This is a genomic window from Halalkalibacter wakoensis JCM 9140, from assembly GCF_000513095.1.
GTDB classification, from domain to species: Bacteria; Bacillota; Bacilli; order Bacillales; family Bacillaceae_D; genus Halalkalibacter; species Halalkalibacter wakoensis.
Genome location: NZ_BAUT01000119.1, coordinates 1 through 6,039, shown reverse-complemented (window position 1 = coordinate 6,039; position 6,039 = coordinate 1). Strand labels below are relative to the sequence as shown.

The following is a 6,039-nucleotide window of genomic DNA, read 5'->3' as shown; positions in this document are numbered from 1 at the left end:
AGTCATGGGGTTCTATGACTATTTGACTCGTAATGAGGATTACGGAGGAAATGTAAATGATCAGTTAAAAAAACAAGCCCCAGGGCGTTTTAAGACTTTTAAACCTTTCCTCCACCACATTACAAAAGGGAATTCATACGATAAAAACATTTTAAAGATTAAGGAACCAAAGCGTTTAATCAAAACTTTGAGTAAAAATCAAATCCAAGTGATCCATGATGCTTGCAGCAATATACGGGATGAATTATTATTCCGTATATTATATGAAGGGGGATTACGTATTGGAGAGGCCCTTTCTCTGTGGGTAGAGGATTTTGATATAGGTAAAAATGCTATTACGGTGAGGAAATCCAAAACATCCGATGGGGAAAAACGAAAAATTTATGTATCTATTGAGACTATGAATCTCTTTCAAGATTATCTAATAGACTTTCATTCTTACGAAATTGATAGCAATTATGTTTTTATCACCTTAACTGGACCAAATCGTGGTAAGCCAATGACTGATGGTTCTGTACGTTCTTTAATTAAACGGATGAAGAAAAAAACAGGAATAGATTTTACCCCTCATATGCTTCGGCATACATATGCTACAGAGTTACATGAAGCAGGAGTAGATATTGCCATCATACAGAGGTTATTAGGGCATGCACACGTTCAAACAACCATACAGACTTATATCCATGCATCCGATGAAACCATACGTGGAAGCTGGGAACAAGCTCAATCAAATAAAAAAATGGGAAGAAGAGATAAATAATGATACAGAGTGCATTGGAAATTAAACCCCTTCCCCACCATCTGGAACAGATAAATGAACCATTACTTGGATATTGGGCAAATGATGTGTGGAATGTACAAGAATGTCCCTTCTTGGATAAACACTATGATTGGAATAGAAAATTGATTTTTGATAAGGTACAAAATCTTGGATTAAAAAATGAACTAAAATATTATTTTTATAAGGGGTTACAGGAGACAAGGATTTCGATTACCTATGCTTTTATGCATTATTCTCCATGTCTTAAAGTTTTTACAGAATTCATCTCTCGATATTATGCTAATTTAGATTCTATTATTGATATACCGAAAGAAAAGTTTCTAACAGAATATCGAACATTTCTTGTAGAGAATGGAAAATCAGTTGAAATTATACACCGGAAAAAGTCATCACCATGGATATCACCAACAGTTCAACCATCCTTGTATATTAGACTATTTCTTCAAGTTTATGAATTTTATTATCACCTTTATGATGAACGTGAAGAAACAGATAAGGATTGTTGGGATGTTCGAAAATTGAAGATTAATTATAACAATACAATCAGTAGATATTCATTAGACTTTTCGAAGGTTCCGCAACCTTATAGACAATTATTTAAAAAATATATAAAGACTCGCCTAGTTTTTCAGCAATCCATTAGCTTTTCTACAGCCGTATGTTATTTAAATAGACTTTCGTTTTTCTTCACCTTTTTGAAGGATAAACATCCTGAGTGGAAAGAATTAAACCAGCTATCCAGAATGGATATCGAGGAGTACATTGAATACTTGCGACATTCCACTATTAAAAAGGGAAAATATTTAATTAATCCAGATCACAATTATGTAAATCGTTTTTTAATAGACCTTAAAACGTTTATCTCATACATACAGAAATTCGAATGGGAAGAAGCTCCGACAAAGTCAGTAATTTCACTATTGTCAATTGAAGATATCCCTAAAAAGAAAAGAGCAAAAGCTGATGAAATTAAATATATTCCGGATGAAGTATGGGAACAGTTAGTTTACCATATTAACCAACTTTCCTCAGATCATATACCTATAATTCTTCTAATGGAAGCTACAGGTTTTCGAATAAGTGACGTTTTATCACTTAAAATTGACTGCTTAGTAAATCAAGAAGATGGTTGGTGGATTATCGGAGATCAAAGAAAAGTAAGTTATAAAAATCATAAAGTTCCTATTTCAGAAGAAATTGCTAATGTGGTCTTAGCGCAGCAAGAACTTACAAAAAAGAGATCAACTTCGGACACGAACCCTAAGAAATATTTGTTTCCAATACTAAAAGGGAAAAGGATGGGTAATCCCATATCACAGGATTCCATTAAGCTGAACCTTAATAAACTAGCTAATAGATGTAATATTAAGGACAAGGATGGAGAAATTTATTGGTTTAAAAATCATGCATTTCGACACCGTTACGGTGTTAATTTGATTAATAACGGAATGAATATCCTTCATGTTCAAAAACTGATGGCACATGCCAGTCCTGAAATGACATTAGTCTATGCCAAATTCATGATAAAACACTACGTGATGAATGGGAAAAGGCTCGAGATAATGGTGCAGTAAGACTAGATACTCATGGAGAAGTTATTGTCGCTGATTTAGCTCAACAGGCTGAAGAAAATGGAGTTGAACTGGAGTGGATACGGCACAACATGGACTCCATTCGTTTAGATCATGGGTTTTGTGTAAAAAGCCCAAAACTTCATTGTGATTTTCTTGAACAGACATTGGAACCACCGTGTATTAAAAATAACTGCAGAAGTTTTCACGTTGACAAGACTTTTCTCGGCTATTATCAAGATCAAATATCTAAAATGGAAGCTGATATTGAAGTATACAAAAAATCCGGAAGGTTACGTTCTATTGAGTTAATCGAACCCAAATTAAAGAGATATAAAGAATTAGCAAGTGGTTTACTACATACTGGTGGTATCTTTGGTTTGGATAAAACTAGACGTGAGTATGTTGGAAATGAACGTGAAAAGGTGATGCAAAATGTCTAATGAAAGCCCAAATACCGAAGGATTATAAAACATGCGAAGTTGAAAACGGAAAAGACCATTCAAAAAGTTGAAGAAACGATCAAAAAGATGATAAAAAAACAAATAAAAATCAATTTTAACTCTGTATCTGCAGAATCAGGGGTTTCAAAGGCATTTCTATACAGAAATACAGAGCTCCGAGATCGAATCGAAACACTTCGCAAACAACAAGAAGGTCTCTCCTCAATAAAACAAGTTAAAAGGAATATGAGTGACGCATCAAAAGATGTAATTATTGCTTCCTTACGGAAGCGAGTCAAGGATTTAGAAAATGAAAATAAAGAAATTAAAGAACAATTGAAAATTCAATTTGGGAAGATTTATGAGGGAATTTAAGTTCCTACGATTTTCCCTTCCCTGATTGATTTTTTTGTGTAATATGACAATGCCATTTAAAAGATAAGTTGTATTCCGCAATCTGGCCAGATTGTTGAAGATCGAATAATGGATAAAGACCATTAATGTCGTATTAGAAATAAATAAAAAGTATGACTATTAATTTTGTTAAGTGAGCAAAGCAATTGCATCTTCCATGTTTCAAATATTGTCCTTTTAATGTTTATAGTTTATATTTTGTTCAATGTGTATCTTTACTTCAATATGTTCTATAGATTCTTTATCAATCGAATTAATTGCACTTACATCCCACTTTTTCAGATGATATCGATATGTTTTTTCACTTATATTTAACAAATCTGCATTTATTTCTTCACTTTTCTCCATCGTCTTTAATATTTCCCTTTTAATTTTCTTTTCTAATACTTTTTTAATTTTATCTATACTAATATCTTCCTCATTTTGAATCAATACTGCATTGGCTTTTACAATTAAGTGATAGGAAGGTTTATAACCATTTACTACTTCAATTGTTTTTTTAGGTTTCTGTATGATTACACTTACTTTTTCTTCAAAGAGGGAGAGAGGGATATTAGTAGCTTTTTTAGAAAACCATTTTAAGCCAACTAGGTCTTTTTTATTTACCCATCCTTTATATTGTTTCTGTGAAATGACAAATCCTCCGGTAACAACAGCAATATTTTTCTTTTCTTCATCCTCTGAGTAATGAGTTTTATTCATTTCTAATGAAGGTATGATCTGTGTACCAACTGGCTGGGAATAGGTCGAGATAAATTTATTATACTTTTCAATGGGAATAAAAAAGTTGTTTTCAGTTAGGGTTTTGGGATTATGGATGATTGTATATAAAGATGGGAAATTAAAAAAGCTCTCACTTGTTAAAATTTGTTTAATATCCTGTTCCGTACCAAAAAGCCATATATTGTATCTAAGTAAAGAATTTTGTCCAATAAATTCGATGACGGACTTCATTTGCTCCTTTATAAGATTTTCACTTAAAAGAATTGGATTCAACATGCCCGTAATAGAGAGGTAATGCCGACTTTTGTTCTAATTTGCTTAAAGCGGCCTGTATTGTTTTTCCTTTAGCTTCTCCAATTAAGATGGGGGAGGCTTGCTGTAGAGAAGAAGCGCCTTCTTGCTTCGCGATATTGGCAAAATTCAAGGCTTGAATATAGGCGATAAATTCTCCTTCAGCGTAATCTAGTCCTAAAGCTGTAATATAAGTTTGACTTTGTATTTCTTTTGCACCCCAGCACCCAGTCAGGAAAAAAATCTGACTGCTTATCATGATGATCAATAAAATCTTTTTCATATATTACTCCTTTTGACTATCGCTATCAATAGGTTGGTATGCTTGATTTCGCTTCTTCATAAATCGATAAGGCAACTTCAACATATTTTTAATGATATCTGCTCCATGGGGTTTGGATAAATACGACATATACGGCTGACCAAAGCTTTCTAATGAAACCACGTTTGTTAGAATGAGAAAAAAAGAAATAAAGAAGCCATATAATCCAAATAGACCTGAAAAGGCTAAAACTAGAAATCGCAGAATCACGAGATTGCCTGCCAGGGTTTGATTACTTAGGATATAACCTGATATCACTGTAACAGCAACAATGACCAAACAGGATGGAGATGTTAACCCTGCACGAATCGCAGCATCACCAATAAATAATCCGCCTAAAACAGCAACAGTTTGTCCAACAGCCTTAGGTAGGCGTACCCCGGCTTCTTTAAATAATTCAAATAAAACAAGCATAATAAAAACTTCCATAGGCGCAGATATAGGCAAGCCAATTCTAGAGGCAGATATTGTTGCGATAAGTGAATAAGGAATTTGATCAAGTTGAAAGGTTATTAACGAAATATAAAAACCAGGTAAGAAAATCGTCGTAGATATAGCCAAAAACCGCAGAACACGGACCATACTAACGTAAAAAAAACTATCATGAGCGTCTTCTGGTGAATATAATAGTTGATTTAAATTTGCGGGTCCTATTAGGCAAGTCGGATTTCCATCTACTATGATCACAAATCTTCCTTGTGTTAAGGATTGAACAGCAAAGTCTGGTCTGCCTGAATTCTCCATCAAAGGGAATAGTGAAAAGGTTTTGTCATATAGGAATTCCTCAATTTCGTAACTGCTAGCGACACTATCTACCTTTATGGAATCTAATCGCTTTTTGACATCTTCAAGAATAGAAGGATTCATAATATCATTTATATAAAGTAATAAGATTTTCGTTCTGCTTCTTTCACCAATTGTATAATCAATGCTTTTTAATGATGATGTTTTTAATCTCTGACGAATTAATGCCATATTATCCGATATATTTTCTACTAATCCATCCCTTGGCCCTCTAATTGAGGATTCCATGTTAGATTCTTCAGGACCTCGTTTTGGAAGATTTGATACGGGTAGAAAGTAAAGATCGTTTAAATGATGATTAAATATGATTAATTCACCTGAAAATAGTTTTTCCTCTGTCTCTGTTTTAACGGTATGTATATCTTTAAGCTTATTGGCCTCCAGAACATTATTTAATAATTCAAAATTTAAGTGACCGTTCTTTTCTATAACTTCATTAATAGTTGGAAAAATAACCTCATTTATAAATTTCATATCTACTAATTGAGGACAATACAAAAAAATCCAAAGTATGATCTTGATAGTCCCTCGTTTTTATCACGGTATCAGAAGAACCTTCAAACCAAATTTTCAATTGTTCTATGCTGACGACTTTTTTATTAGGTTGAACTTTCTTCATGTTGATCTCCTTTTAAATGAATGATTAGTAAAAAAATCAGTAGCGTGCAAATTTGAAAAATAAGGCTAAAA

7 protein-coding genes are annotated in these 6,039 nt (G+C 33.1%); 4 read left to right on the top strand and 3 right to left on the bottom strand.

All coding sequences use genetic code 11. The annotated features are described in order from the left end of the window. From JCM9140_RS21300 to JCM9140_RS21290, 4 genes are all read left to right on the top strand, one after another. Positions 1-760 (top strand): phage lytic cycle repressor MrpR family protein (locus JCM9140_RS21300; protein ID WP_034751467.1); only part of this gene is annotated, 760 nt, incomplete at its 5' end. After that, positions 760-2,355, top strand: a complete 1,596-nt coding sequence (locus JCM9140_RS21295) for a tyrosine-type recombinase/integrase (RefSeq protein WP_235715438.1) — start codon at positions 760-762, stop codon at positions 2,353-2,355. The genes JCM9140_RS21300 and JCM9140_RS21295, both read left to right, overlap by 1 nt. A gap of 89 nt (positions 2,356-2,444) precedes the next feature. Next, positions 2,445-2,795, top strand: coding sequence for a hypothetical protein (locus JCM9140_RS24765; protein ID WP_235715437.1), 351 nt, complete (start codon positions 2,445-2,447; stop codon positions 2,793-2,795). 39 nt (positions 2,796-2,834) lie between these two features. Then, on the top strand, positions 2,835-3,170 hold the full coding sequence (locus JCM9140_RS21290) for a DUF6262 family protein (protein WP_235715436.1): 336 nt from the start codon (positions 2,835-2,837) through the stop codon (positions 3,168-3,170). Between the two features lie 216 nt (positions 3,171-3,386). Here JCM9140_RS21290 and JCM9140_RS21285 read toward each other — a convergent pair whose 3' ends face one another. The 3 genes from JCM9140_RS21285 to JCM9140_RS21275 are packed head-to-tail and all read right to left on the bottom strand — an operon-like array spanning position 3,387 to position 5,847. After that, positions 3,387-4,163 (bottom strand): Ger(x)C family spore germination C-terminal domain-containing protein, encoded by a 777-nt coding sequence (locus tag JCM9140_RS21285; protein ID WP_034751464.1) that lies wholly within the window; start codon positions 4,161-4,163, stop codon positions 3,387-3,389. A gap of 19 nt (positions 4,164-4,182) precedes the next feature. Beyond that, positions 4,183-4,506 (bottom strand): Ger(x)C family spore germination protein, encoded by a 324-nt coding sequence (locus tag JCM9140_RS21280; RefSeq protein WP_034751462.1) that lies wholly within the window; start codon positions 4,504-4,506, stop codon positions 4,183-4,185. Positions 4,507-4,509: 3 nt separating this feature from the next. After that, positions 4,510-5,847 (bottom strand): spore germination protein, encoded by a 1,338-nt coding sequence (locus tag JCM9140_RS21275; RefSeq protein WP_268870605.1) that lies wholly within the window; start codon positions 5,845-5,847, stop codon positions 4,510-4,512. Between the last annotated feature and the right edge of the window lie 192 nt (positions 5,848-6,039).